This is a genomic window from Massilia sp. CF038, assembly GCF_900129765.1.
Classification (GTDB): domain Bacteria; phylum Pseudomonadota; class Gammaproteobacteria; order Burkholderiales; family Burkholderiaceae_D; genus Telluria_A.
This window is the reverse complement of the sequence record NZ_FQWU01000002.1, coordinates 1,642,820-1,667,260: the sequence shown is the minus strand read 5'-3', so window position 1 is coordinate 1,667,260 and position 24,441 is coordinate 1,642,820. Positions and strand designations below refer to the sequence as shown.

Genomic DNA, 24,441 nt, shown 5'->3' with positions numbered 1-24,441 from the left:
AAACGGCGCCGTGGGCGCCGTTTTTGTTCGTGAAAAAGGTAAACGCATGAAAGCACCTGGCAAGCTGCGCGCCATCTACGCGATGCTGATCGCAGTGGCGCTGTTTTCGCTGATGGACACCGTCATGAAGCTGCTCAGCGCGCGCTACCCGGCAATGCAGGTGGCCGCCCTGCGCGCATTGACTTCCTTGCCGCTGGTGCTGCTGTACGTAGCATGGCGCGGCGCCCTCGGCTCCATGCTGCAGGTGCGCTGGGACCTGCAGCTGTTGCGCGGGGCGCTGGGGATCGCCATGCTGGCGCTGTTCGCTTTCGGTATCCGCGCGCTCTCGCTGGCCGAAGCCTATTCGATCTTTTTTATCGCCCCGGCCCTGATCACGGCGCTGTCGGTGCTGTTTTTAAAAGAGCGCGTCAACGCCGCGCGCTGGACCGCGATCGTGGTCGGCCTGGCTGGCGTGGTGGTGGTGCTGCGCCCGACCGGCGCCGGCATGCTGACGCTGGGCGGACTGGCCATTCTGGGGGCGGCGGCCTGTTATGCCGTCTCGGCCATCACGGCCCGGGTGCTGGGGCGCACCGACCGCAGCGAACACGTGGTGCTGTGGCTGATGCTGCTCATTTCGGTGGGCGCTTCCGGCCTGGCCGCCCCGAACTGGGTGAACGTGGGCATGGCCGATGCACCCCTGCTGTGCGCGCTGGCGGTCACCGGCTTTCTAGGTCAGCTGGCCATTACCGAAGCGTTCAGCCGCGGCGAGCCGTCCAGCGTGGCGCCGCTGGAATACACGGCGCTGGCCTGGGGCGTGGGCCTGGACTGGCTGCTGTGGCAAACGCTGCCCGACCACTACACCCTGATTGGCGCGGCCATCATCATTGGCAGCGGCATTTACCTGATTCGCCACGAACACGACCACGCCAACGCCGAGCATCCCTGACCGTTTGGTGAAATTGTCAACAAGCAATGCCAGTCGGCAGGGCCGTTTCAAGTTCGCTATAATCAACAGATGCTCAAACAAAGAACACTCAAACAGGAAGTGCGCACCACCGGGGTGGGCTTGCACTCCGGTACCAAGGTCGTGCTGACCTTGCGCCCGGCCGCGCCCGATACCGGCATCGTGTTTCGCCGCGTCGACCTCGATCCCGTGGTCGAGTTCCCGGCCAGCGCGGGCGTGGTGGGCGACACCCGCATGGCGTCGGTGCTGATTGCCGACGGCGCGCGCGTGTCCACGGTCGAACACCTGATGTCCGCTTGCGCCGGCCTGGGCATCGACAACTTGTATGTGGATGTGTCGGCTGAAGAAATTCCCATCATGGATGGATCGGCCTCGTCCTTCGTGTTCTTGCTGCAGCAGGCTGGCGTGCAGGAGCAGGAGGCAGCCAAAAAATTCATTCGCGTGCTCAAGCCGGTCGAAATCCGCCAGGGCACGGGCAACAATGAAAAGTGGGCGCGTCTGTCGCCCCACGACGGCTTCAAGCTCGACTTCTTCATCGAATTCAATCATCCCGCCGTCGATGGCACCACCCAGCGCGCCACCGTCGATTTTGGCGATGTCTCGTATGTGCACGAAGTGGCGCGTGCGCGCACCTTCGGCTTCATGCAGGACGTGGAAAGCTTGCGCGGCATGGGCCTGGCACGCGGCGGCTCGCTGGAAAATGCGATCGTGATGGACGAGTACCGCATCCTCAATTCGGACGGCTTGCGCTATGAAGATGAATTCGTGCGCCACAAGATTCTCGACGCCATCGGCGACCTGTACCTGATTGGCCATCCGCTGCTGGCCAGCTACGAGGCGCACAAGTCCGGCCACGGCTTGAATAATCTGCTGCTGCTGGAATTGCTGAAAGACCCGAGCGCTTACGAGATTGTCGCGTTCGAACAGGAAGCGACAGCGCCAGCGTCGTATGTGCGGCAGATGGCGCGCGAGTGGGCACTCACTTAAGTTTCGCGGCGCGCCTGCTTTAGCGCGGGCGGCGCTTGGCTGCCATGGCTTTCAGGGCAGCGATCAAACTGGCGTTCTGGGCGGTCGGCGCCAGCGTGTCGCCCAGGCTGTCGAAGGCGTCCACGGCGGTGTCGGGCAGCACCAGGGTGCGCATCTGCACCACTGGTGGCAGACTGCGCGTGACTTGCACCTTCAATTTGATCCCGTCAATCTGCCAGCCGCGCTTGTGCAAGGCGAATTGCAGTTTGGGTAATTGCTGTTTCAGCTTGGCGGCCATGGCCGAACTGGGGACGGCCAGCACCAGCTGCCCCTGCTCGAACGACAGCACATCGCACTGGCCGAACATGGGCGGCAGGGCGTCGGCGCAATCTTTCTGCAAACTGGCCATGCGCATGGCAGCAGGCAGCAGCGCGGCCATTTTGTCGTTGCGCTTCAGGAAGTCCGTCGCCTCGAATGAGGTGGTGCGGTTCTTGGTGCCGTAGATATGCATGAAGGTGGTGGTGCGGATGAATGCTTGAGGGCGCCAGAGTAACACAGGCCCACCCGGCGCGAGCGCTGTCTCAAGGTGTTGTATTTTTGCCATCGATACGATCTGTAACACTCTGCCAACCCCCTTGCCCCTTGTTATCGCGCGCGGAATCCCCAATTGGGCAGGGTTCGCATGATAAAATCACAGTCTTTTTGCCATAGTCGGTCGCAGGTTGGTAGTATTTTAATAACACCTCGGCTTCTTTTTGCGGCTTTTTTTCAAGAATTCAAGCATGTCATTACTGACCCAGATTTTCGGTAGCCGCAACCAGCGGCTGCTCAAGCAATATCAAAAGACGGTGCGCGACATCAGCGCCCTTGAACCGCAGATCGAAAAGCTGTCCGACGCCGAACTCCAGGCGAAGACCCCTGAATTCAAGGCGCGCCTGGCCCAGGGCGAGACACTCGACGCCCTGCTGCCGGAAGCGTTTGCGGTCTGCCGCGAAGCTGCCAAGCGCGTGCTCAAGATGCGCCACTTCGACGTCCAAATGATTGGCGGCATGGTTCTGCATTACGGCAAAATCGCTGAAATGGGTACGGGCGAGGGCAAGACCCTGATGGCAACCCTGCCTACCTACCTCAATGCGCTGGCTGGCAAGGGTGTGCACGTCATTACCGTCAACGATTACCTGGCGCAGCGCGATGCTGACTGGATGGGCCGCCTGTACGGCTGGCTGGGCCTGAGCACGGGCGTGAACCTGTCGCAGATGGACCATGACGTCAAGCAGGCTGCGTACGCCGCCGACATCACCTACGGCACCAACAACGAATTCGGTTTCGACTACCTGCGCGACAACATGGTGTACGAAGCGCGCGAACGCGTGCAGCGCACCCTCAGCTTTGCCGTGGTCGATGAAGTCGACTCGATCCTGATCGATGAAGCGCGTACGCCCCTGATTATTTCGGGCCAGGCCGAGAACCATACCGATCTGTATTACAAGATAAATGAAGTGCCGAAGATGCTGACCCTGCAGATCGGCGAAGAAACGCCAGACGGCAAGGGCGTGATCTCGGTACCGGGCGACTACACCAAGGATGAAAAGGCGCACAGCGTGCTGCTGACCGAAGCCGGTCACGAAAACGCCGAAGCCATCCTCACCAAAATGGGTCTGCTGCCGGAAGGCGCGTCGCTGTACGACTCGGCCAACATCACCCTGATTCACCACCTGTACGCGGCGCTGCGCGCGCATGCGCTGTACCACAAGGACCAGCACTACGTGGTGCAGAACGGCGAAGTGGTCATCGTTGACGAATTCACGGGCCGCCTGATGACGGGCCGGCGCTGGTCCGACGGCTTGCACCAGGCCGTGGAAGCGAAAGAGGGCGTCAAGATCCAGAACGAGAACCAGACCCTGGCCTCGATCACGTTCCAGAACTACTTCCGCATGTACAGCAAGCTGTCCGGCATGACCGGTACCGCCGACACCGAAGCCTACGAATTCCAGGAAATCTACGGTCTGGAGACGGTGGTCATTCCACCGAACCGCCCGTCGCAGCGCAAGGACCGCCAGGACCAGGTCTACAAATCGTCGGCCGAGAAGTACAACGCCATGCTGATCGACATCCGCGACTGCTACCAGCGCGGCCAGCCCGTATTGGTGGGCACCACCTCGATCGAGAATTCGGAATTGCTGTCCTCGATCCTGGACAAGGCCAAGCTTGAACACAATGTGCTCAACGCCAAGCAGCACGCGCGCGAGGCGGAAATCATCGCCCAGGCCGGCCGTCCTAAGATGATCACCATTGCCACCAACATGGCCGGCCGTGGTACCGACATTGTTTTGGGCGGCAACGTCGAAAAGCAGATCCAGATCATTGAAGCCAATCCCGATCTGCCGCAGGCGGAAAAAGACAAGATGGCCGCCAAGCTGCGCTCGGAGTGGAAGTCGCTCAACGAGCACGTGGTCAATGCCGGCGGTCTGCACATCATCGGTACCGAGCGCCACGAATCGCGCCGGGTCGACAACCAGTTGCGCGGCCGTTCCGGCCGTCAGGGCGACCCGGGTTCGTCGCGCTTCTACCTGTCGCTGGACGACGCGCTGCTGCGCATTTTCGCCGGCGACCGCGTGCGCGCCATCATGGACCGCCTGAAGATGCCGGAAGGCGAACCGATTGAAGCGGGTATCGTGTCGCGCTCCATCGAATCAGCCCAGCGCAAGGTCGAAGCGCGCAACTTCGACATCCGCAAACAGCTGCTCGAATACGATGACGTGGCCAACGACCAGCGCAAGGTGATCTACACCCAGCGTAACGAGCTTCTCGAAACGACCGACATTTCGGAACTGATCGCCTCCCTGCGCGCTGGTGTGTTCCACGACGTGGTGCGCACTTACGTGCCGGCCGAATCAGTGGAAGAGCAGTGGGACATCCCGGCCCTGCAGGCAGTACTGGCCTCGGAATGGCAGCTCGACGTGCCACTGGCAGCTGCCATGGCGGCCGACGCCAACCTGACCGATGACGATATCGTCGACAAGGTGCTGGCCGTGGCCGAAACGGCGTATAGCGCCAAGGTCGAGATCGTGGGCAAGGAAGCCTTTGGCGGCTTCGAGCGCAATGTGATGCTGCAAAGCGTCGACAGCCACTGGCGTGAACACCTGGCCGCGCTGGACCACCTGCGTCAGGGTATCCACCTGCGCGGCTACGCGCAAAAGAATCCAAAGCAGGAGTACAAGCGCGAAGCGTTTGAACTGTTTGGCGCCATGCTGGACCAGATCAAGAATGAAGTCATTCGCATGGTCATGACGGTACGCATCCAGACGCGCGAAGAGATCGACGCGGCCGAAGCGAAACTACAGCAGTCGCACGTGGAAAACGTCAGCTATCAGCATGCGGACTTCAATCCGGAAGCGGCGCCAGAAGAGTTGCTGGCGCCTGGCGCCGGCTTCCGTCAGGCGACTGACGAAGAGCTGGCCTCGAAGGTGGGCCGCAACGATCCATGCCCTTGTGGTAGCGGCAAGAAGTTCAAGGCTTGCCACGGCAAGCTGGCTTAAACAGCCGGTAACAAAAAAGCGGAACTTCGGTTCCGCTTTTTTTTATGGGAATGGAAACGTGCTCTGGTGATAGAGCGGCCAGGCCAGCCCAGCCCTAGGCAAGCGTTCCCTGGCCTGGATCTACCCTGCAGATCAATGGTTAAGCGATTTGATCTGGCATTGCTCGGCTACAACGCCCAGTTGGGCTGCCGGGAATTGCGGGCTATTGCCAAGGCGTACCCGCTTGCACTGCACGGCGCCATGTAGCTTTCCCTGAAAATTCATCAGTGAAAATAACTTGTCTTCCGGCACGGAGTCGTCAAACGCAATAAAAACGGTTTTGGGGCTGCCACCGAACTCGGATGTATAGCCAACCAGTCCATCTGCCTTTTCTTCGCTGACCACGCTGGCCACCGCCGCACGCTCGAAGCGCACCAGCATGTCCTTCTTCTCCTCCTTGGTGGTCATGGTTCCGTTGGGGATGATGCCACCGGGAGCGGCGCTAGCGCCTATGCTGATCAACAACATGGATAATAAAGCGGTGCGGTAAATGGTCATGTGAGCTTTCAACGTGTGGATGGGGAAGTGCGCCTCGCCTGGATCAGATGGTCAGCGCGACGCTTGGGAAAAAGCCGCTGGTCTCAGCCTTTGGTGACCTTGACCAGCTCAACGCGGCGGTTCTTGGCGCGGCCTGCTTCGTCGTTATTGCTGCCCAGCGGTTTATCGGCACCATACCCGACCGCGCTCAGGCGCGCGGCGCCAATGCCAGCCTGCTGCAACGCGCTGGCGACAGCCTGGGCACGCGAGGTCGACAGCTGGCGATTGCGCTTGGCATCGCCAGTGTTATCGGTGTGCCCCTCGATCGACAGCTTGAGGTTTGGCTCTTGTTTCAGCAGCAGAACGATCTGATCGATTGTTGCCTGTGCGTCGGGGCGCACGCTGGCCTTGTCGGTGTCGAAATTAATGTAAAGCGCGACCCGTCCCTTGGTGTCGAGTTCGGATTTCATCGTGCCGGCATTCACAAGCGCAACCGCCGCTTCGACATTCTTTTCCTCGATGGCGAGCAGTGTGACTTCGCGGTCTGTGACCATCAGCACAATCCAGGCGCGCGCTGTCGGTGTGCGCACGACGTACGCATCGTAGCTGGCGCGTGCAACCGACAGCAACTTGCTCTTGACGGCCGAGGGGTCGTTTCCATTGGCTGCCAGAATGCGTGGGTCTTGCGGGGTAACGCTGTTGACTTTCACCGCGCCCAGCGCCCGTATCGCCTTGTCGTAGTCACGATGCGCGAGTTCTTGCGACAGCTTGGCGTCGACCAGATCGAAATTGCTGGTTTGCCGACGACCTTCCACAGTGCGAATCTTGTCCCCAACGATCACCCCGACTGACTGGAACGCCGATTCGCTGGTGCGGCGCAAAGCCTTGTTCACCGCGCTCGGGTAGTCGATATAAGGGAAGGCAGGCACCGCCGTGGTCGTGACCGGCAAGCGCTCTATGTCAACTGCAGTGGCCTGGGCGGTAGCTGGTTGAAGCATGACCAGCTGGGCCAAACTGAACAACAAGACAAGTAGTGAGATAGAAGATCGGATCATGTTGGCCGCGAGAAAGAAAGTGATGGGATTTGCGTGAAATTATATACAACAGTGGGCCAGTTCGACCGTTCTTCCCTGGGGAAGATGTTACAAATTGCTCCATTGCAATGTAGTTTCCGATAGGTTCGAAGGGTCGCTATATTTTCGATCGCCGCCGAGTCAAGGCGCAAATTATCAACACTTGTTTGACGGCTATGGAGTTCGTTTATTCATGGTGCATTGTTCGAACGCATACTCTGTGCATATAGAATTGATTTAAAGTTAATGTTTACGCAATTTCAAGTCAATAATTAACTTCCCCCGACGTTTTATGCAAATTTCGACGAAATCGGTCGACGGAAGATCTTGAAATTGTGCGCGGTGTTGCCCGATTGCTGCGGCTGCGGTGCGTGTGGCCGCGCGGCCACTTCGTCTCCGGCCCACATCCGGCACTGCTATCCCACCCATCCGCAGGGCGAAGCCAGGGCGAGCGACGCTGCTGTCGGTGCTGCATCTTGTCCCCGCGTTTTTATAAAAGTTAATATTTTATTATTTCTTAATTGATTAATCGGAACGATGCCGATATTCACTAAGCACCGCTCCGTCACATAATTTTATTTCAAAAGCGCCGCGCAAAATTCCGGCCGAATTCTTTATTCTGATTTTGATTGATTCAAGAGTTTAATCTGTGCGTGTAAATAATATTTCTGATCCTGTAAATATAATCTGGCACGCCGCCGAAAATAGGGTTCGCCGAATTCGGCATAAAAATGGGTAGCCAAGGCCACGCCGGATGCGCTTGCACCAATTGCGGATCCACGAAGTGGACAAATTTGCAAAAAGTGCGCCCGCGTCGGAACGGTACGAGGTGTAGCAGCGAACGCGCTGCCAACTTGCCGAGATAATGTAGGAATTTATCCTTGGAAACATCCCGCCATTACAGAATATTCTTCTGAAATTCGGCATTCATGAAGAAGAATGAACTTTTTCTGTCGTTTCGTTCACGATCGTCCCGAAATGTGTAGGACTTTCCCCACAATGTTACTTCCCAGAATCCTATGCGACACTTTCTACAATTTCTATACAAAGTGTCTGCCTGTCGACTTTAATTTCCGATAAGAAATAATAACAATGTTTTTTTATTCTCCAAGCCGGTGCGCTCATAGGGAGAAGAGGCCGAATCCAGCTTTTTAATCTTAAGTGCCACATGGAAATCTTTCATCTAAATGCAATATTAATCGGACATCTATCTTAAAATAAATACAAAATTATCTTGCCAACCACCACTGCGCTTCGTTAATATTCATTCGCTTGGCCTCTTATCGAATGTTTAACCTTTTCATCTGGAGATTCTTATGAATAAAATCGCTCTGCGTAGTCGTCAACTCGGTCAAGGCATGACCGAATACATCATCATCGTTGCCCTGATCGCTGTTGCAGCAATCGGCGTGTACCAGGCTTTCGGTGACGTCATCCGCGGTCAGACCTCGGTAGCAGCTTCGTCGCTGGCCGGTCAGAAGAGCGGCGATGCACGTACCCTGGCTAAGGACGGCGGCACCCACTCGAACGAGCGCGCTCAGACCAAAGGTCTGAAAGACTTCGAAGACAAATCGGGTCTGTGATCGACGCTGTAGTGGTTTGATCGCTTGAGCAAAAAAAATCGGAGATCCTCTCCGGTTTTTTTTGCGCAGAATTCTGGAGGATGTGTCGCAATGCGTGCAAATTTGAGGAACATGAAGGGACAGGCACTGATCTTGTTCCTGGGCTTTACCGCTGCCATTGTTGGTATTGCGCTTGTCGCCTTTAACTCGGGCCAGGTGACCAACGCCAAGATGCGCGCCATGAATGCCGCCGACGCGGCCGCGTACAGTGGTGCGGTGTGGGAAGCGCGTACACTCAATTTTCAGGCATACATGAACCGCGCGATGATCGCCAACGAAGTGACGATCGCGCAGTCGGTCAGTCTGCGTTCGTGGATCGACTATGTCGCCCGGTTTATCTCGAATATCAATACAGTGGCCCAGTTCGTCCCCTATCTGGGCACGGCTACCACGGCGGTATCGCGCGTCATGGACCAGGTCGACCGCGCCGCGCAGCAAGTGCTGAGCCAGGCCGAAAGCGGTATTCGCACCCTGAACCAGGCAGAGCACGAAGCACAAGTTGTCATCAATGGTTCGGCGCCTGTCATCGCCCGCGAGCTGGCACGCGAAATTGCCCAGCGTAACGGCGCCGAAACCACGCGCGCCAGCGAAGCGCTGTTTACCGCCAACGGCGTGTCCTACTTCGGCCTGACCGAAACCTACTCCCGCAACAGCCGTCCCAACATCAACCGCCGCGACGATGGCCGCCGTCGCCTGCGTGATGTGGTGCTCAATTCGCGCGACGGTTTTACCCGGGCGCGCGACTGGTCGCCGAATTTCTGGCCTTTGCCATTTGGCTTTCGCAAGCAAGGTGGTACTGACCTGATCGATTACGACGCCTGGAAGGCAATGGATTCGGCCATGCTGTGTGGCCAGACCTTGTTTAGCGGCTGCAAGAATTTCCTCCCCCTGGGCTGGGGTGGCGCGCAAGCCTACAATACGCAAAATCCCGTCAGCCGGATTGGCCGCCATGGCGACCGCAATGACTGGAATAATCTTGCCGGCCGCGCCGCCCGTCTGGCGGCCATTCGCAGCCCCGGCGCCAACCAGATCTGGAACTGGCGTACGACCGGCCAGTTCCCCAACTACCGTGATGTGCAGAACTTCGACACCCGCAATGCGCGCGCCAATATGCTGCCGTTCGCGGTCGAAGTGGTGATCAAGGAAGGCAGCATTCCTTCGGCAAACAGCGATTTCCAGGCCAAGGCGGCCCTCACTGACGGCAGCACCATTGAGCACGATCCGCAATACGTCAGGGACGGCGGGGTGTTTGCCCTGGCCGAATCATGCGTCACCTTCGAGCGCCCGTTCAACGCGCCGCGCGTTGGCGGCGGGCGGGAGTTCCCCAGTTTGTTCAACCCGTACTGGCGCGCCTCGATGGCAACCGAAGACCGCACCGTGCGGCTGGCGGTTGACGCAGCGAAGGGCGTTACCCCTGTGGCAGCCATTGCCGCTGGCCGTGGCTCGTGCCGCTGATTTGAGGATGAATACCATGACCATGCCCACCCGGTCCCTTACCTGCGCTGTGGTGCTGGCAACACTGTTGAGCGCCTGTGGCCGCAACAGTGATGCCGCCGCCCCCACCACCCGGCTCCCGGCCAGTCCCAGTTATGAACTGGTGACGGAAGTGCGTCCCGAATCCGTGAGCGACTTTTTCAAGCTGTCGCGCTCGCGATACGATGGCTGCGTGCTGCTGGCGGAAACAAAAAAGCTGCCAGTGCAACCGTTCATGACCTTGCCGGAAGATTTCGTGGTGACCCGTACCACCTACGTCAGTGATGGCAAGTCGTTTTTTGAACAGGTGCAAACGTTCTATCTGGATGACAGCGGCCTGACGCCCGAACAAGGCTGTGCCACCGCCATTGGCAGCGACCGCAGCGCGAGCGCGGTCCACAAGGGCATGCAGAAGTCGCTCAATGCGCCGGTGCCGGGCCAGACCGTCGAGCCGCCGGCCGACGCGATGGTGGCAGCGCCCGACCCGGCGAAGCTGGCCAGTTACACCCTGTCGAAGACCATCCACGGGGTGCAGGTCAAGTGTGCCGAGTCCGGTCCAGCCGATCCGATTGGCAGCGAGCGCTGCATTGTCGACCCGTCCAAGGGCGTGATTGCGCGCGCCGATGGCGAGCCGGTGCTGGTCAATGTGCGGCACAATGCCGCCACCGGGCTGCACAATACCTTGCTCATCACCCAGCCGGTCAAGCTCAACGTCGGTCAGCACATCGATCCGGCCATCTTTGAGAGGGCCGTCAAATGAAGCTGCATTACGGCGCCGCACAGCGCGGCCAGGCCATGGTTGAAATGGCTGCCATCGCCGGTCTGGTGGTGTTGATTTTCCTTGGCATCTGGTACTTGGGGAAATTCCACGACATCCAGGCCACGACCATTCAAGCGGCACGCTATGCGGCGTGGGAGCGCACCGTGCGCCCCACCTCGTTTAGCGACCGCGCGCTGGAAGAGCAAATGCGCGCCCGTCTGTTCAGCTGGAACGATCAGGCCTATCGCTCCAATGACCGGGTCGCCACCAATGGCAACTGGGGCCAGCAAAACGATGTGTGGCGCGACCATGCGGATGACGAACGCTTGATCGACCGGCCGCGCGATGTCACCGTTAGCACCAGCAACAACGCCATACCAGGCAGGCTGGCTGGCGGTGCAACCAAGTTCATCACCGGCGTCTCGAGCGGCGTGGGCGCGGTCACCAATGGCGAAGGACTGCCGCCAGGCGGCATGATGGGAAGCCAGGTCAGCGTCAGATTGCAGAACTTGAGCAAAATGCCTGCGCCCATGAACGCACTCAATCTGACGCTCAGCGAAACCAGCACGGTGGTGGCCGACAGCTGGGATGCCAGCGGCCAGCGCCAGGTGGCCATGCGTACGCGCAGCTTCTCGGCTGCCGGTGTGCTGTCGAACCTGACCACGGTGTTGCGTCCCGCGACGGCGGTCTTGTCCGCCATCGAACCAGCGTTCAGGGACTTCCATCCCGGTGAGATCTGCCCGGATGTGGTGCCGGTCGATCGGGTCCAGGGTGGGCGCGTGTTGCCCGCTTATAACGAACGGAACGGGTGCTTCTGATGGCCGCCCGTTATTTCTGGCGCGGCGCTGCCGCAGCCCTGGCATTGGCGGCGCCGCTGGCACACGCGGGTTGGCAGGATACCCCTGACAGTCTGCACCTGCAGCCGGTCGGCGAACACATGAAGGTCAATGGGACGCCCATGGAAATCCGTGCGTTCTCCAGCACGGTGCCGGTGGCGCAATTGCTCGATACCGTCGAAGCCGAATGGAAGCGCAGCGGCATGGTCACGCGCACCGTGGCCTCCACCTGGACTGTGCTGAACCAGACTGTCGGCGAGCAGCACCGCAGTTTGCAGGTACGCACGGGCGGCGCCGCCACCGACGGCTTCGTGGCGCTGACCTCGCCCAAGCAGGCCCGCCCACCCAAGCTGGCAATTGCGCTGCCGTCCGATGTGACAGCGGTATCGATCGTCGACTCCAGCGACCAGGGTAAGACGTCGCAACAGGTGATTGCCGTGTCACGCCGTTCGCCCAGTGCCACCGTCAATGCGCTGGAAAGCACCCTGCGCGGCCAGGGTTGGCAACGCCAGCATTTGCATATCAACGCCAAGGGCGCGGTGTTTTCCGCCAACCGCGGCGATGAGCAATTCGACGCCACCCTGTCTGCGCAGCGTGCCGGTTCTTTGCTCATGATGAATACGATTATTAACTAATTCCAGGATCCTCCCATGCGTTCCCTGCACCGTCATTCCCGTCTGTTGCCGCAGCGCTGCGCGCAAGCTGGCCAGGCGATGATTGAGTACCTGATCGTCACCACCGCAGTGGCCATGGTCATGTTCATCCCGACCGCGCTGACCCATAACATGTCACTGGCCGACTATCTGGCGCAGGCCGTACGCGCCTTCTTCCGTGGCTATAGCTACATGCTTTCTGTATCTTAAACTTTCTGTCTGGTAGCTTCCCTTGAAAATCTCTAAAAATACCCTCTTGCTGGTCGGTGCCGTCGGGCTGGGCGTGCTGTGCTTCGTCGGCGCCAATTACTATTTGCGCACCACCCTCAGCCGTGCCGAAGCCAAGCTGGCCGGCGAATACAAAACGCGCAAGATCATGGTCGCCAAGGCCGAGATTCCCGCCGGCGGCATGCTCACTGCCGACAATCTGGCCGTCCGTTCCGTACCCGAGCGTTACCTTGGCAGTACCGTGCTCGAACCGGATGCGTTTGACATGGTGGTGGGACAAAAACTGATGGTGCCCCTCAAGCCAGGCGATCCGATCGACCGTGCTGCGCTGGAACGTGGTGACCACGCCGCGCTGTCGACCACGGTTGCGGCCGGCGAGCGCGCCATTACTTTCCCGGTCGATGAAATCAGTTCTATTTCGGGCATGCTGGTACCGGGCGACGTGATCGACCTGCTGTACACCGGCCCGGGAACGACCGCCAATTCCTACCGCGCTGCGCAGGCCGGGGCGGCACCGGCGGACATGCTGCACGTGCGCTTGATCATGCAAGCCGTGTCGGTCATGGCAACCGGCAAGACGACCCAGAAGCGTGTGATCGCCACCGAAGGCGGGGGCAAGAAGGAATACGACGCCGAGTTCTCCACCATCACCCTGAATGTCGGGCCGCGCCAGGCTGAACAGATTTTGCTGGCCCAGAAGCTGGGCTCGCTGACGGCCGTGCTGCGCAATCCGGATGACAAGAAGATGCTGGACCGCGTGGTGCTGGACGAAGCTGCCTTCAAACAAGTCGAATCAGCGCCACGCCAGGCCGGACAAGGACGCTTCATCGAAACCATCATCGGTGGCACAGGCGCTGCCGGTGGCGCCCGGATCAAGACGCCGGAGGCCGAAAGTATGGCCGCGGTCCTCAAGGAAATTCTGCCGCGCCCTGCGGCCACCCCGGCGCCGCCAGCGCCCAGCGCGCAAGACGTTAAAAGCCGGCTCGGTATCCCTTCCGGCGCCACGCCGACGCGGACCAGCCCAGTTTCTCCAACCAAGCCTTAAGAACGGAATATTCAAGTGATAAAAGCATTGGCAGCAACCCTGAGCTTGCTCATGCTGCTGGTCGCGCCGGCCCACGCCGCCGCCCCGGACAGCAGCAATTCCATCGAAATGTTTGTCGGCGAAGCGCGCGTGCTTCCCGTCTCGCCTACTCGCATTGCCATTGGCAATGGCAAAATCATCTCGGCCTCCAGCGTCGCCAAGAACCAGTTGCTGGTGCTGGCCGAAGGCGGTGGCACCACCACGCTGCACCTGTGGCTCAAGGGCGGCGCCGAGAAAATCATGACCGTCAAGGTGCGGGAAGCGAATCTGCAGTCGACGCTGGACGATATCAACCGCCTGCTGAGCGGCGTGGAAAACGTCAAGGCGCGTATCGCCGGCTCCAAGATCGTGCTCGAAGGTGACATGGTGAGCGATACCAACCAGGCACGCGCGCAGCAGATCCAGAAGATGTATGACGACAGCGTCATCAACTTCGTCGGCAAGGTGGGCTGGGAAAAGATGATCTATCTGGACGTCAAAGTACTCGAACTGACCACCAAGGGTTCGCGTGACCTGGGCATTCGCTGGGATTCGGACATCAATGGCCCGCATGCCGGCACCATTGCCGACTTCTACTCGAACGATACCTTCCGTTATCTGCCATCGCCCGAGCAAAGCCGCCTGCAAACCGATGGTGCTTTGATCCCGAATAAGCTGTGGCCACCGCAGGGCTTCATCAACCTGAGTACCCTGATCACCTCGCGCATCAACCTGCTGGTGCAGGACGGTGAGGCGCAGGTTCTGGCAGCGCCCAGCCTGAGCACCCGCAGCGGCTCCAAGGCTCGCTTTGTTGCCGGTGGCGAAATTCCGCTGCCGGTGTCAGACGGTTTCGGCCAGACGCGGGTCGAGTTCAAGGAGTATGGCGTGATTCTGGACGTGACCCCGGTCAGCGACGATTCCGGCGCCATTTATGCCAAGGTCGACGTTGAGGTCAGCAGTCTGGACCGCTCGGTTACCGTGCTGGGCATTCCCGGAATACTCAAGCGCAAATCGACCGCCGAATTCAATTCCAAGGATGGCGAAACGGTGGTCTTGAGCGGCATGTATTCGTACGAGGGATCGAAAGACGTGCAAAAAGTCCCAGGCATGGGCGATGTTCCTTTGCTCGGCGGCCTGTTCCGCAACAAGAACAAAGTCAGCGCGACCCGCGAAGTGGCCATCGTGATTACGCCGCGCGTGGTCCAGGCCACGCCGAATCCGGACCCTGGCGCCAAAGATCTGAACAAGCAAAAGCTGTATGAATTTGATAAGCGTGTACGGGATGAAGGCTTGCTGCCAAAGCGTCCTGCGCCGCTGACTGTCACGGAATAAACCATGATTACGATTGAAGCAAAACGTCCCGATGGCCAGTTGGCCGAGTACCAGATCAGCAAAACCACGGTACTTGGGGCCGAGTCCGGGTCGGTGATTCCGTTGCCGTCTGCGGTTGGCAAGGGCGCACTGCGCCTGATCGTGGACGAGGAAGGCTTGACCAGCGTCATTGATCTGGCGTCCCAGACCGGGGTGTTCGTCAATGGTGAGCGGATCGTGCGCTACGGTCCCCTGCGCGCCGACGATGCCATCATGATCGGTGGCCAGCAACTGCGCGTCAAGAGTGTGGCGCAGGCGCGCCCGGTCGAACCGCCCCGGGCCAGCATGCACGCCGTGCCGACCAGCCCGGCGGTGCCAGCGCCGCTGCCCGTGCCAGCGGCCAGCGCGCCCGTCAAGAAGCCGGCGCCCGCGCCGGAGCCGGAACACAACACCCAGTTAAGCGAGCAGACCCGCAATCAACAGCGTGCCTTGTCGCGCAACGCGGCCGTCCTGCATGCCGAGCTGATCCAGACGCTCGATCTGCGGCGCCAGGATGTCACGCGCATGGGCGACACCGAACTGCGCGTGGTGGCCAGCAAGCTCATTGCGGAGCTGATGCAGAAAGTCACCTTGCCGGAGCAGACCGATCCCGCTGAACTGGCCAAGTTCGTGCTTGATGAAGCGGTCGGCCTCGGTGTGCTGGAAAGCATGCTCGCTGACGACTCCGTCACGGAAATCATGGTCAACGGCGCGGAAGATATTTTCGTGGAACGCAACGGGCAGACGCGCCGGTCTGACATCGCTTTCAGTAGTGAAAAGGCGATGATGGGGGTAATCGAGCGCATTGTCTCGCCGATTGGCCGCCGTGTCGATGAATCGTCGCCCTTGTGCGACGCCCGTCTGAAAGATGGTTCGCGCGTCAATATCGTGATCCGGCCGATTGCCCTGAAAGGGCCGTCGATTTCGATTCGTAAGTTTGCCAAGCGTCGCCTGGGTGTGGCCGATCTGGTCAAATTCGACTCGGTCGATGATGCCATGGTCGACTTCCTCAAGACCTGCGTCGAGCAGAAGAAGAACATTGTCATCTCCGGTGGTACCGGGTCCGGCAAGACCACCTTGCTCAACATCATTTCCAATCTGATTCCGCCGTACGAGCGCATCGTCACGATCGAAGATGCGGCCGAGCTCAAGCTCTATCACGACAACCTGGTGACGCTGGAAGCGCGGCCGGCCAACGTCGAGGGCCGTGGCTCGGTCACGATTCGTGAACTGGTCAAGAATGCACTGCGGATGCGTCCGGACCGGATCGTGGTTGGCGAGTGCCGCGGCGGCGAAGCGCTTGACATGCTGCAAGCGATGAATACCGGCCACGATGGCTCGCTCACCACTGCCCACGCCAACTCGCCGCGCGACATGCTCTCGCGTCTGGAAGTGATGGTGATGATGGGCGGGATGGACTTGCCCATCATGGCGATTCGGGAACAGGTCGCCTCGGCCGTGCAAATCATCGTGCAGCAAACCCGCTTTGCCTGCGGTACCCGCAAGGTCACCAGCATCACCGAAATCACCGGCATGGAGCGGGGCGTGATCCAGATGCAGGAAATTTACCGCTTCCAGCGTCTCGGCTTCTATGAGAACGGCAAGATTCGCGGACAGTTCGTCCCGTGTGGCAACGTTCCTACTTTCTATGAAGAGTTGCGTTCCTACGGTGTGGACCTCGACCTTAAAGTGTTCGGTGTCAATGATGATGGCGAACGCAGCGGCGTGAAGCAGGTCCTCAATGGATGACATGCTCATTTCCAACCTGATCGCGCTGACCTTTGCCGTCAGCGCGGTCCTGAGCGTGATCGCCATGTGGGCGCTGGGACGGCGCTTTGCCGCCTCGTATCAGGAAAAAGTGCTCGATACGACCAGTCTCAAGCTGTCGGAAATGTTCATTTTCATGGATGCGCGCAGCCTGACGAAGATCAGTATCGCCGCCACGCTGATTGTCCCGATCGTACTGCTGATTATCACTGGCAACTTGCTCGCGGCCATACTCGGCGCGGCGGTCTGCCTGATCGGCCCGCGCCTGGTGCACAACCGGCTCAAGGCCAAGCGCCGCAAGACGTTGATCCGGCAATTGCCCGACACGCTGGACTCGCTGGTGGGTGCGCTGCGCTCAGGGATGAGTTTGCAACAAGCTCTGGGCCTGCTGGGCGAACAGTTGCCGGCACCGTCGATCCAGGAGTTTTCCCTGCTGGTGCGCAAGCTGCGCATGGGCGTGTCGCTGGACGAGGCATTGATCGAGCTGGAAGGGCGCATCAGTTCCATGGAATACACGATGTTTACCACCAGTGTGCGCATCGCGCGCGAAGTGGGTGGCAATTTGACCGAGTCGCTGGAACGCCTGGCTGAAACCATGCGCCGCAAGCTGGCCATGGAAGACAAGATCGAAGCGCTGACGTCGCAAGGCAAGCTGCAGGGCATCATCGTTGGCTGCCTGCCGCTGTTTCTGATGCTGGTGCTTAACGAAATGGAGCCGGAGGCGATGGCGCCGCTATTCAACACCTGGATGGGGTATGGCGTGCTGCTGCTGATCTTCGTGCTCGAATTGATCGGTTTTGTGCTGATCCGGAAAATCGTCCGCATTGACGTCTAAGGAACGACCATGTTTGAAACTTATGCATTAGCCGCGCTGTTCGCGGCAGCCATCATGATGATGCTGGCCTTCGCTTACCGCATCGTCACGGCCGTCAAGTCCGAAGACCGGACCTACTCGGACAAGCCGCCTGCAGCGTTCTCGCGCGTGTGGCCGCTGATCGAGGTGGTGACCCACTACGTCGGCCCGCGCCTGTCGGTGGAATATCGCGAAAAGACCATCCGCCGTTTGCGCAAGGTCGAACTGGACTACGCGCTGTCACCGCAGCAATGGTTTGGTGCCAAGGTGGTGTACGCCCTGCTGATTGGTGCCACGGTTGCCTTGCTCGGACTTTGGGTGGGCTCGCGCAGTGTGATGATTCCCTTGTTCGGTTTCGCGTTTGGCTTCTACTACCTGGAAATCTGGATGCGCGACCGCGTCAAGCGCACCGAGATCGAAATTCTGAAGAACTTGCCGACTTTCCTGGACATGCTGACACTGGCCATCGAATCGGGTTGCAATCTGACTGTGGGCATGAACATCGCCGTCGAAAAAACGCCGGACAATGCCTTGCGCCGGGCGTTCGCGCGCCTGCTGCGCGAAATCCGCTCTGGCCGTAACCGCATTGATGCGCTGCGCATGCTGGAGGAACGGCTTGATAACGCGGCTGTCAGTTCCCTCATCAGCGCCCTGGTGCAGGCCGAAAAAACCGGCGCCAGTCTGGGTACCGTTTTGCGCGCCCAGTCGAACCAGCGCACCAATGAACGTTTTTCGCAAGCAGAGAAGCTGGCCATGGAAGCGCCCGTGAAGATGCTGGGCCCCCTGATCCTTTGTATTTTCCCATGCACCTTTGTGGTGATCGGCTTCCCGATCGGCATCAAGATGATGAATGCATTTAATTAACGAGGCAATATGTTGAAATCGAAACTGACCTGTATTTCCGCTGTGCTGCTGCTGTGCGGCCTGGTCGCGGGATGCGCCACGCCACCGCCGGTGGAGTCGCCGGTTCTGTCGCTGGCGGAAATGGCCCAGGTAGGTGCGCAAGCCGAGCAGGAAATTGGCGCCGGTAACCGGGTCGAAGCGGTCCGTCTGTATGTGCGTATCGTCAAGGCTTATCCGGACAATGTGCATGCCTGGTACCGGCTCGGTACCCTGTACCTGCAATTGGGGCAGAACAACGCGGCGCAGCAATCGTTCGAACATGTGCTGCGGCTCGATCCGGGCATGACCAAGGCACACGCCAATCTGGCGCTGGCCCATTTGACGCAGTTCCGCAGCGCCGCCAACCAGGCTGTGCTGAGCCCGCAGGTCGCAGCCGAAAACAAGGCTGCGCTGCAATCGCTGCTGCGTGACGTCGAACAGGCCATGCCGTCGCCTGCGCCTGCACTCAGTTCGTCTGCCGGACGGCCGCAATGATGGCGCGCGGCGCCCCAACGACGGCGACGGCGCGCCAGCGTGGCGCCGCGACCGTGGAGTTCTACCTGATCGCTTTCTGGGTCCTGGTTCCCTTGCTGATGGGGATCTTGCAGCTGGGTTTGTTTATGGTGGCAAAAAATACGGTGAACGTCGCGGCCCTGAACGCGGCCCGGGCCGGGGCCGCATCGGGCATCAATCCCGGCGAGATGCGCAATGCATTCTTGCAGGGGATTTTGCCACTGTACGCCTCGCATGGCATGGAACGGGTCGGCGGCAATGACTTTGTCGATGTGTCCAACAACTACGGTACCGTGACCACGGGCGCCTATCTGGCGGCGGCCAAAGAATGGGCTTTAAGTCCGGTGGGCAACCGGATTATCGTTCTCAATCCACGCCGGGCCGCATTTGACGACTTCGGCATTAATCGTGCCTCGGACCGCCAGCGCATCATTCCCGTCGAAAATCTGATGTCCAATAACGCGGCCGGCAGCAGGTCAGGCCAACTGCGATCGGATGCCTTGCTGCTCAAGATCGAGGCCAATTATTGCTATCGCATGGTGGTGCCGATCATTGACACCATGATTATTTCGACTTTGCGCAATGTGTTCGACCGCTTCGACGCCGCGGCCCAGGACTGCTACCTCAACAATGCGATCCTGATCCGTTCGCAAGCGGTGGTGCGCATGACCGTACCGCCGATCCAGGCCAACGTCCGATGAGCGGCGACCACGCAAACTGGCGCCAGGTGCTGGGACTCAATGTCCGGCTGGCGCGGCACTTCTGGACGCGCCTGGTGGGCCTGCTGGGGCGGAGCGCGATCGGCCACGATGAAGCCTTGTTGCTGATGCCGTGTTCAAATGTGCATACCTTCTTCATGCGCTTCCCGATCGACGTGGTATTTTTAAGCAAGGACGGGCAGATCCTGGCCATTCATCCGGCCGTACGCCCATGGCGCGCCAGCGCGGCCAGGCATGCCCATGCTTGTCTGGAAATGGCCAGTGGGCGTGCGCGTCTGGCTGGCTTGATGGTAGGTCAGTGCATTCCAGAACTGGCCGCAGCGCAGCTGGTGCGCTCATGAGCGCGCGTTTCGCCTTTTTGGCGCTGTGCCTGGCATCGTCTGCGCACGCCGAAGTCTTCAAGCATGTCGAGGCTGGGTCCGGGCTGATGGTGATCAGCAATGTACCGCCCAAGCAGACAGGCCAGCAGGCGCAGCCGAGAGTGATGCAAAACGATAGCCCGGCTGCCTTCCCCACCGTTGGCAAGCAACGCCAGAAGGAGCTCGATGGTGGCCGGCGCGCCATCCTCGAACAGGAAATGGCAAGCGAACAGCAAGCCTTGCAGACGGCGCGTTTGCAAAAAGCAGCGGCCGATATCATTGCCCGACATAATGCCAACCTGGCGGCGCTGACACGTGAACTCAGTGGTGTACGCTAAGCGCTGCGCACGGCGGCGCGATGGCGCGGACGGAACGACAACATGATGAACCAAGCCTTTCAGGTCCGCGCCGCCCTGGCATGTCTGCTGCTTTTGCCGCTGACGTATGCCGCTGGCGCCCCGGCGACAATTGCCTACACCTTGACGACGGTGAGCCGGCCGGCATCGTTGAGCGACTACACACGCATGCTGCGCGGTGTGCACGCCCTTTGCGTCGAGACGCAAAAACTGCTGGGCCGCCCATCGGTCCCGTTCCTGACCATGCCGCCCGATTTCGTGATTGATCGAACCACCTATGCGAGCGACGGCAAGGCGTTCTATTTCCGTCAGAAAAGTTATCTCGTTGAGATGGAGGAATACACCGAAGCCTCGCAATGCCGCACCATGATTACTTCAACGAGCACCCTGGCACGAACCTTTGCCACATATCAGGAGCAAGTTGGTATCGATCGTGACGGCGTGGCGTCGCCGGTGCAGCGCGTGCCCGTCAACCCGGCGTCTTACCGCAGCCGGGACGCGTCGGAATTTACGGCGCCGCGTACCATGCGCGGCATCGCCCTCAAATGTCTGGCCCCTGGTTCAACGCGACGAATTCCAGGCGTGCTGGCCGATGAATGCATTGTCGACGCGGGCAAGGGGCAGGACTTGCGCCTTGAATCCGGGCGTCTGATCAGCGCTTATCTGGTTGACGAACTTCTCAGTTCGCATTCCGGTGTGCGCATTGTCGAGCCGGAGCAGCTTGAGCTGGGCAAGGCGAACCCGGCATGGTTTACCGGGCCGCTGCGCTAATAGTTGGCGCACGGAAACGATGGATACTGGCGTCGGGACGGGCTTCGTCCTGAACGCCGTACTAAAGGAGCAGTCAATGCGTGCAACTATTTTTTTGCCTCGCCTGCTGGTGTGCGCCGTGCTGGGCGCGCTGGGATCCTATGGCCACGCCGCCGAGCTACCACCCCCTGGCCTGTACCGCATCGACTTCGACGGTACCATGCAATTCGCCGGCAACCCCACTCAGGTCCGCTCGACCACGGACGGCGCCAACGGTGACACCACCGCGGTGTGGAAAGATGGCAAGCGGGAAGTGGAGCGCCAGTTCAAGGGCAATGCTCCCGTCACCCATTGCATCAAGCCGTCCAAGGGCGGCGTGCCCTTGCCGCCCCAGGCCCAGGCTTGCACCGGGCAAACCACCACGGCCATCAAGGATGGCTGGATTACGAGCGCCAGTTGTCCTTCCATGAACATCCGCCTGACCATTCGTCAGCTCGACAAGGACCGCTGGGAATACGTCAACGATGTGACCATGGTCACCACAGGTGCCGCCCCCAGCATGGCGGGCATGGAGATGATCCTCAAGCAGCAGGCCGAACATGGCGCCACTGCCGAAGAGCGCGCCAAAGCCAGGCAGCAGCTGGCCCAGCTGCCGGCCATGCAGAAAGAGAGGAACACCCAGTACGCTGACACGATTGCGCACATGCGCGAGGAAATGAACAACACCACCGATCCTGAAGAAAAGGCGGCGATCCAGACCGCACTGGCCCGTATGGCGCCCGGCAATCCCACCATGCACGGCGCTTCGCGCCAGATCTGGACCCGGATTGGCAATGCGTGTAAATAGACTGCCGGCACTGGCGCGCCTGCGCGCCGCGCTGTTGCTGGCCGGCGCCAGCGTGAGCGCAGCTCGATGCCGAAGTCAATTCCGCGCTGTTCAACCCGGTGGGCCTGCCTTGACACCAGCGCAAGGCCGATGAAGTGATTCAAAATTTATTTAGACTGGAAACCAATGAAAACCCTACCCCTCCCTCTGCGCCTGTTGACCCTGCTGACGCTGCTGACCGTGCTCGCTGGCTGCCGCAACAACAACGACGCCGACGCCAGCCCTGCCGCATCCGCCGCCAGCGCCGCGCCCGCAGACGAAGCGGCGCAGCGCGCCGAAGAAGAGCGCAGCATGGCCGAGGCGAATGCTGCGGAAGCAAAAGTGGTGGCCCGCTATACCGCCGTGCTGCTGCCCTTGTTGAGCGGCAGTTTCGGCAGCAGCTGCCAGTTGGCCCAGGGTAGCGACAAGGACAGCATGCAAATGGTCGCCGCCAGCGGCAAGGACCGCATTCAAGTCAATGCTGCTGGCCTGGCCACGGCACCTGGCCTGGAACTTGACTTGCGCACGTCGACCGATGGCCTGTCCATCACGCGACTGTTCGAAAATGGCAAGCCGAGCACGGCAATGGCCATGGCCGCCAGCACGGAACCGGACTGGTCGTTCGCGCGCAATTCAGCCGACCAGGAAAGCGTGCACCTGACCGGCGTGGGCAAGGCGATTGGCTGCAGCGGCGCGGTGCCGACCCCTCTGCGCGACACGCCGTTGTGGCCGCTGGTGGAGGGCTTTTTCCGGCAAGGCGTGTCGACCGGCGCGTGCGGCACAGGCGGCCTCGCGCGCAGTACCCAAAGCATCAAGATCGACCCTGCCGGCGTCACCGTCGGGTCCCGCAGCTTCGCCTTTGGCAGCGGCTTGCAGCTGGAGATGGTCAGTGCCGGTCCCGGCAAGGGACTGAACTACCATGTCGCTTACACCAACGGCAAGAAATTCAATATCAAGCTGGACGGCGAAGGCCATTTCCACAGCCTGATGGCGGCCGGCGATGATGGTGTCGAACTCGACTGCAGCCGTCCGGCCGGCTGAGGGGACGCGGGCCACGCTTTGCTGGCAAGCGGTACAATAACCGCTTCCATTTACCTGCGAGAGAAAACACCATGGCCGTCAATTCCCCCCTGCCAGTCGCCGCCGATTTGAAACCGGTGGGCGGTATCGAAATCGGCTATGCCCAGGCGGGCATCAAAAAGCCGGGCCGCAAGGATGTGCTGGTCATGAAGCTGGCCGACACCGCCACCGTGGCCGGGGTATTCACCAAAAACCGCTTCTGCGCCGCGCCTGTCCAGCTGAGCAAGGCCAATCTGGCTGCCGTGGGCAATGGCGGCAAGCCGATCCGCGCGCTGGTGGTCAACACCGGCAACGCAAACGCTGGCACGGGCGAGCCGGGCATGGTCAACGCCCACGCCACCTGCGCTGCGCTGGCCAAGCTGCTCGGCTGCGACGCCCAGCAGATCCTGCCGTTTTCCACCGGCGTGATTCTCGAGCCGCTGCCGGTCGACAAAATCGTGGCTGGTCTGCCCGACGCGATTGCCAACCTCAAGCAGGACAACTGGTTCAATGCCGCCGAAGCGATCATGACCACCGACACCCAGCCCAAGGCAGCCTCGCGCACGGTCGATATTTGCGGCCACAGCGTGACCATGACCGGCATCAGCAAGGGCGCCGGCATGATCAAGCCGAACATGGCCACCATGCTCGGCTACCTGGCCATTGATGCCAAGGTGTCGCAGGAAGTGCTCGACGAGCTGGTCAAGCATGCGGCCGACCATTCGTTCAACTGCATCACCATCGATGGTGATACCTCCACCAACGACTCGTTCATGCTGATCGCTACCGGTACAGGCAGCCTGGCCATTGCCAACGCCGCCGGCACCGAATACGAAGAACTGAAAAGCGCCGTCACCGACATTGCGCGCAACCTGGCGCAGCAAATCATCCGCGACGGCGAAGGCGCCACCAAGTTCATCACCATCACGGTGGAAGAGGGCGACACGGTGGAAGAGTGCCGCAAGATCGCGTACTCGATCGCCCACTCGCCGCTGGTCAAAACCGCCTTCTTCGCATCGGACCCGAACCTGGGCCGGATCCTGGCGGCGATCGGTTACGCCGGCGTGGACGACCTGGATGTCAGCAAGCTCGATATGTACCTCGACGATGTACTGGTGGCCAAGAACGGCGGACGCAATCCGGCCTACCAGGAAGCGGACGGCCAGCGCGTGATGCGCCAGAGCGAAATCACGGTGCGGGTCAAGCTGGGACGTGGCGCCAACGTGGCCACCGTCTGGACCTGCGATCTGTCGCATGACTACGTGACCATCAACGCCGACTACCGTTCGTAATGCC

The 24,441-nt window shown here is 60.2% G+C and carries 25 protein-coding genes; 22 read left to right on the top strand and 3 right to left on the bottom strand.

The window, feature by feature from the left end; all coding sequences use genetic code 11:
* Positions 1 to 46 precede the first annotated feature (46 nt).
* Together BUC24_RS17890 and lpxC are read left to right on the top strand one after the other, a co-directional pair.
* On the top strand, positions 47 to 925 hold the full coding sequence (locus BUC24_RS17890) for a DMT family transporter (protein WP_229448277.1): 879 nt from the start codon (positions 47 to 49) through the stop codon (positions 923 to 925).
* 69 nt (positions 926 to 994) lie between these two features.
* The gene (lpxC, locus tag BUC24_RS17885; RefSeq protein WP_073219219.1) at positions 995 to 1,930 is read left to right on the top strand and encodes a UDP-3-O-acyl-N-acetylglucosamine deacetylase; all 936 of its coding nucleotides are present in this window, start codon (positions 995 to 997) and stop codon (positions 1,928 to 1,930) included.
* A gap of 19 nt (positions 1,931 to 1,949) precedes the next feature.
* Here the strand turns inward: lpxC and BUC24_RS17880 are convergent, their stop codons facing one another.
* Positions 1,950 to 2,420: a DciA family protein gene (locus BUC24_RS17880; protein WP_073220299.1), complete on the bottom strand. Its 471-nt coding sequence runs from the start codon at positions 2,418 to 2,420 to the stop codon at positions 1,950 to 1,952.
* Positions 2,421 to 2,691: 271 nt separating this feature from the next.
* On the opposite strand from BUC24_RS17880, the gene secA reads away from it, so the two are divergent.
* Positions 2,692 to 5,448, top strand: a complete 2,757-nt coding sequence (gene secA, locus BUC24_RS17875; protein ID WP_073219216.1) for a preprotein translocase subunit SecA — start codon at positions 2,692 to 2,694, stop codon at positions 5,446 to 5,448.
* 132 nt (positions 5,449 to 5,580) lie between these two features.
* On the opposite strand, the gene BUC24_RS17870 is transcribed toward secA, so the two are convergent.
* Positions 5,581 to 5,985 carry a hypothetical protein gene (locus BUC24_RS17870; protein ID WP_073219213.1) on the bottom strand — a complete coding sequence of 135 codons (405 nt, stop codon included), beginning with the start codon at positions 5,983 to 5,985 and terminating at the stop codon, positions 5,581 to 5,583.
* An 83-nt stretch (positions 5,986 to 6,068) separates the two neighbouring features.
* Positions 6,069 to 6,962: an OmpA family protein gene (locus tag BUC24_RS17865; protein ID WP_178372565.1), complete on the bottom strand. Its 894-nt coding sequence runs from the start codon at positions 6,960 to 6,962 to the stop codon at positions 6,069 to 6,071.
* Between the two features lie 1,391 nt (positions 6,963 to 8,353).
* Here BUC24_RS17865 and BUC24_RS17860 point away from each other — a divergent pair.
* From BUC24_RS17860 to argJ, 19 genes are all read left to right on the top strand, one after another.
* On the top strand, positions 8,354 to 8,620 hold the full coding sequence (locus BUC24_RS17860; RefSeq protein WP_073219207.1) for a Flp family type IVb pilin: 267 nt from the start codon (positions 8,354 to 8,356) through the stop codon (positions 8,618 to 8,620).
* A gap of 90 nt (positions 8,621 to 8,710) precedes the next feature.
* Entirely contained in the window at positions 8,711 to 10,114 is a 1,404-nt protein-coding gene (locus BUC24_RS17855; RefSeq protein ID WP_083598980.1) for a pilus assembly protein TadG-related protein, read from the top strand.
* Positions 10,115 to 10,130: 16 nt separating this feature from the next.
* Positions 10,131 to 10,892 carry a hypothetical protein gene (locus BUC24_RS17850; RefSeq protein ID WP_073219202.1) on the top strand — a complete coding sequence of 254 codons (762 nt, stop codon included), beginning with the start codon at positions 10,131 to 10,133 and terminating at the stop codon, positions 10,890 to 10,892.
* Positions 10,889 to 11,710 carry a TadE/TadG family type IV pilus assembly protein gene (locus BUC24_RS17845; protein ID WP_073219199.1) on the top strand — a complete coding sequence of 274 codons (822 nt, stop codon included), beginning with the start codon at positions 10,889 to 10,891 and terminating at the stop codon, positions 11,708 to 11,710. Before BUC24_RS17850 ends, BUC24_RS17845 begins: the two co-directional genes overlap by 4 nt.
* Positions 11,710 to 12,363 (top strand): hypothetical protein, encoded by a 654-nt coding sequence (locus tag BUC24_RS17840; protein ID WP_073219196.1) that lies wholly within the window; start codon positions 11,710 to 11,712, stop codon positions 12,361 to 12,363. Before BUC24_RS17845 ends, BUC24_RS17840 begins: the two co-directional genes overlap by 1 nt.
* 15 nt (positions 12,364 to 12,378) lie before the next feature.
* Positions 12,379 to 12,591, top strand: a complete 213-nt coding sequence (locus tag BUC24_RS17835) for a hypothetical protein (RefSeq protein ID WP_073219193.1) — start codon at positions 12,379 to 12,381, stop codon at positions 12,589 to 12,591.
* Between the two features lie 22 nt (positions 12,592 to 12,613).
* A complete protein-coding gene (gene cpaB / locus BUC24_RS17830) occupies positions 12,614 to 13,654 on the top strand; it encodes a Flp pilus assembly protein CpaB (protein WP_083598979.1) in 1,041 nt (346 codons plus the stop codon).
* A 15-nt stretch (positions 13,655 to 13,669) separates the two neighbouring features.
* The gene (locus BUC24_RS17825) at positions 13,670 to 15,004 is read left to right on the top strand and encodes a type II and III secretion system protein family protein (protein WP_143167558.1); all 1,335 of its coding nucleotides are present in this window, start codon (positions 13,670 to 13,672) and stop codon (positions 15,002 to 15,004) included.
* A gap of 3 nt (positions 15,005 to 15,007) precedes the next feature.
* Positions 15,008 to 16,771, top strand: coding sequence for a TadA family conjugal transfer-associated ATPase (locus BUC24_RS17820; RefSeq protein ID WP_073219185.1), 1,764 nt, complete (start codon positions 15,008 to 15,010; stop codon positions 16,769 to 16,771).
* Positions 16,764 to 17,624: a type II secretion system F family protein gene (locus tag BUC24_RS17815; protein ID WP_083598978.1), complete on the top strand. Its 861-nt coding sequence runs from the start codon at positions 16,764 to 16,766 to the stop codon at positions 17,622 to 17,624. The genes BUC24_RS17820 and BUC24_RS17815 overlap by 8 nt, the downstream gene beginning before the upstream one ends.
* Positions 17,625 to 17,633: 9 nt before the next feature.
* On the top strand, positions 17,634 to 18,506 hold the full coding sequence (locus BUC24_RS17810; protein ID WP_073219182.1) for a type II secretion system F family protein: 873 nt from the start codon (positions 17,634 to 17,636) through the stop codon (positions 18,504 to 18,506).
* Between the two features lie 9 nt (positions 18,507 to 18,515).
* Positions 18,516 to 19,019 carry a tetratricopeptide repeat protein gene (locus BUC24_RS17805; RefSeq protein ID WP_073219179.1) on the top strand — a complete coding sequence of 168 codons (504 nt, stop codon included), beginning with the start codon at positions 18,516 to 18,518 and terminating at the stop codon, positions 19,017 to 19,019.
* Entirely contained in the window at positions 19,016 to 19,738 is a 723-nt protein-coding gene (locus tag BUC24_RS17800; protein WP_073219176.1) for a TadE family protein, read from the top strand. The genes BUC24_RS17805 and BUC24_RS17800 overlap by 4 nt, the downstream gene beginning before the upstream one ends.
* On the top strand, positions 19,735 to 20,097 hold the full coding sequence (locus BUC24_RS17795) for a DUF192 domain-containing protein (protein ID WP_073219173.1): 363 nt from the start codon (positions 19,735 to 19,737) through the stop codon (positions 20,095 to 20,097). The genes BUC24_RS17800 and BUC24_RS17795 overlap by 4 nt, the downstream gene beginning before the upstream one ends.
* The gene (locus BUC24_RS17790; protein WP_073219170.1) at positions 20,094 to 20,453 is read left to right on the top strand and encodes a hypothetical protein; all 360 of its coding nucleotides are present in this window, start codon (positions 20,094 to 20,096) and stop codon (positions 20,451 to 20,453) included. The genes BUC24_RS17795 and BUC24_RS17790 overlap by 4 nt, the downstream gene beginning before the upstream one ends.
* 42 nt (positions 20,454 to 20,495) lie before the next feature.
* A complete protein-coding gene (locus tag BUC24_RS17785) occupies positions 20,496 to 21,242 on the top strand; it encodes a hypothetical protein (RefSeq protein WP_073219167.1) in 747 nt (248 codons plus the stop codon).
* A 76-nt stretch (positions 21,243 to 21,318) separates the two neighbouring features.
* Positions 21,319 to 22,068: a hypothetical protein gene (locus tag BUC24_RS17780; protein WP_073219165.1), complete on the top strand. Its 750-nt coding sequence runs from the start codon at positions 21,319 to 21,321 to the stop codon at positions 22,066 to 22,068.
* A gap of 165 nt (positions 22,069 to 22,233) precedes the next feature.
* The gene (locus tag BUC24_RS17775; RefSeq protein ID WP_143167557.1) at positions 22,234 to 23,127 is read left to right on the top strand and encodes a hypothetical protein; all 894 of its coding nucleotides are present in this window, start codon (positions 22,234 to 22,236) and stop codon (positions 23,125 to 23,127) included.
* Between the two features lie 71 nt (positions 23,128 to 23,198).
* Positions 23,199 to 24,437, top strand: a complete 1,239-nt coding sequence (argJ, locus tag BUC24_RS17770) for a bifunctional glutamate N-acetyltransferase/amino-acid acetyltransferase ArgJ (protein ID WP_073219159.1) — start codon at positions 23,199 to 23,201, stop codon at positions 24,435 to 24,437.
* Positions 24,438 to 24,441: the final 4 nt, after the last annotated feature.

What these genes read in the sequence shown, in the direction of transcription:
- argJ (WP_073219159.1), top strand. Translation starts at nt 23,199, where the DNA reads ATGGCCGTCAATTCCCCCCTGCCAGTCGCCGCCGATTTGAAACCGGTG.
- BUC24_RS17820 (WP_073219185.1), top strand. Translation starts at nt 15,008, where the DNA reads ATGATTACGATTGAAGCAAAACGTCCCGATGGCCAGTTGGCCGAGTAC.
- BUC24_RS17815 (WP_083598978.1), top strand. Translation starts at nt 16,764, where the DNA reads ATGGATGACATGCTCATTTCCAACCTGATCGCGCTGACCTTTGCCGTC.
- BUC24_RS17785 (WP_073219167.1), top strand. Translation starts at nt 20,496, where the DNA reads ATGATGAACCAAGCCTTTCAGGTCCGCGCCGCCCTGGCATGTCTGCTG.
- lpxC (WP_073219219.1), top strand. Translation starts at nt 995, where the DNA reads ATGCTCAAACAAAGAACACTCAAACAGGAAGTGCGCACCACCGGGGTG.
- BUC24_RS17880 (WP_073220299.1), bottom strand. Translation starts at nt 2,420, where the DNA reads ATGCATATCTACGGCACCAAGAACCGCACCACCTCATTCGAGGCGACG.
- BUC24_RS17840 (WP_073219196.1), top strand. Translation starts at nt 11,710, where the DNA reads ATGGCCGCCCGTTATTTCTGGCGCGGCGCTGCCGCAGCCCTGGCATTG.
- BUC24_RS17870 (WP_073219213.1), bottom strand. Translation starts at nt 5,985, where the DNA reads ATGACCATTTACCGCACCGCTTTATTATCCATGTTGTTGATCAGCATA.
- BUC24_RS17890 (WP_229448277.1), top strand. Translation starts at nt 47, where the DNA reads ATGAAAGCACCTGGCAAGCTGCGCGCCATCTACGCGATGCTGATCGCA.
- BUC24_RS17800 (WP_073219176.1), top strand. Translation starts at nt 19,016, where the DNA reads ATGATGGCGCGCGGCGCCCCAACGACGGCGACGGCGCGCCAGCGTGGC.
- secA (WP_073219216.1), top strand. Translation starts at nt 2,692, where the DNA reads ATGTCATTACTGACCCAGATTTTCGGTAGCCGCAACCAGCGGCTGCTC.
- BUC24_RS17790 (WP_073219170.1), top strand. Translation starts at nt 20,094, where the DNA reads ATGAGCGCGCGTTTCGCCTTTTTGGCGCTGTGCCTGGCATCGTCTGCG.
- BUC24_RS17850 (WP_073219202.1), top strand. Translation starts at nt 10,131, where the DNA reads ATGACCATGCCCACCCGGTCCCTTACCTGCGCTGTGGTGCTGGCAACA.
- BUC24_RS17865 (WP_178372565.1), bottom strand. Translation starts at nt 6,962, where the DNA reads ATGCTTCAACCAGCTACCGCCCAGGCCACTGCAGTTGACATAGAGCGC.
- BUC24_RS17805 (WP_073219179.1), top strand. Translation starts at nt 18,516, where the DNA reads ATGTTGAAATCGAAACTGACCTGTATTTCCGCTGTGCTGCTGCTGTGC.
- BUC24_RS17810 (WP_073219182.1), top strand. Translation starts at nt 17,634, where the DNA reads ATGTTTGAAACTTATGCATTAGCCGCGCTGTTCGCGGCAGCCATCATG.
- BUC24_RS17795 (WP_073219173.1), top strand. Translation starts at nt 19,735, where the DNA reads ATGAGCGGCGACCACGCAAACTGGCGCCAGGTGCTGGGACTCAATGTC.
- BUC24_RS17835 (WP_073219193.1), top strand. Translation starts at nt 12,379, where the DNA reads ATGCGTTCCCTGCACCGTCATTCCCGTCTGTTGCCGCAGCGCTGCGCG.
- BUC24_RS17855 (WP_083598980.1), top strand. Translation starts at nt 8,711, where the DNA reads ATGCGTGCAAATTTGAGGAACATGAAGGGACAGGCACTGATCTTGTTC.
- BUC24_RS17860 (WP_073219207.1), top strand. Translation starts at nt 8,354, where the DNA reads ATGAATAAAATCGCTCTGCGTAGTCGTCAACTCGGTCAAGGCATGACC.
- BUC24_RS17775 (WP_143167557.1), top strand. Translation starts at nt 22,234, where the DNA reads ATGAAAACCCTACCCCTCCCTCTGCGCCTGTTGACCCTGCTGACGCTG.
- BUC24_RS17780 (WP_073219165.1), top strand. Translation starts at nt 21,319, where the DNA reads ATGCGTGCAACTATTTTTTTGCCTCGCCTGCTGGTGTGCGCCGTGCTG.
- BUC24_RS17845 (WP_073219199.1), top strand. Translation starts at nt 10,889, where the DNA reads ATGAAGCTGCATTACGGCGCCGCACAGCGCGGCCAGGCCATGGTTGAA.